This window comes from Nocardia takedensis NBRC 100417 (assembly GCF_000308695.1).
Taxonomy (GTDB): Bacteria; Actinomycetota; Actinomycetes; order Mycobacteriales; family Mycobacteriaceae; genus Nocardia; species Nocardia takedensis.
The window spans coordinates 1-526 of the sequence record NZ_BAGG01000171.1; the positions used below are offsets into that span (position 1 = coordinate 1).

General features: G+C 65.4%; 1 protein-coding gene. It reads right to left on the reverse strand.

Going from position 1 to position 526, the window contains the following annotated elements:
• Positions 1-8 precede the first annotated feature (8 nt).
• Entirely contained in the window at positions 9-206 is a 198-nt protein-coding gene (locus ON30_RS41350; RefSeq protein ID WP_245554249.1) for a hypothetical protein, read from the reverse strand.
• Between the last annotated feature and the right edge of the window lie 320 nt (positions 207-526).

The window sequence follows — 526 nt, forward strand, 5'->3', positions numbered from 1 at the left end:
TCGAGTGGTCAGTGGTCGGGGCGGTGGCCGTGTAGGGCGGGGCCGACCCAGCCGCGCAGGAAGGTCTTCATCTGCTGCTCGGTGCGTGGTGGCGTGCTCGGGTACTGCAACAGTGAGAGGAACAGTCGCAGTAGGACTTCGGCGAAGTCGGCGACGTCGTGCTCGGTGAATCCGAGTCGGTCCCAGTCCACGGGCAGTCGATACATCGATTGCGTGCTGAAGCTCAGCGCGGTCGTGGAAGTCGCACCGCCGGGAGAACATCTCGGTGTCACCGGTCTGCATGAGAACCCCGACGGTGGGATCGGTGGGGACGCTGTTCAACGCGTAGAACATCGCTTCGATGACCGCGTCCTCGGGATCGGTGATGTGTCGGATGTGGGCTTCGACCCGGTCCAGGAAATCGTTGGTGCCCGCCTCGCCGACCGCGGCGAGCAACTCGAACGCGCTCGGGTAGTAGCGGTAGACGGTCTGACGGGTCACCCCGAGCTCGGTCGCGACATCGGACAGGGTGGTCCTGGCCGCGGAC

Coding starts and splice junctions, on each gene's coding strand:
- ON30_RS41350 (WP_245554249.1), bottom strand. CDS start 206: ATGTATCGACTGCCCGTGGACTGGGACCGACTCGGATTCACCGAGCAC.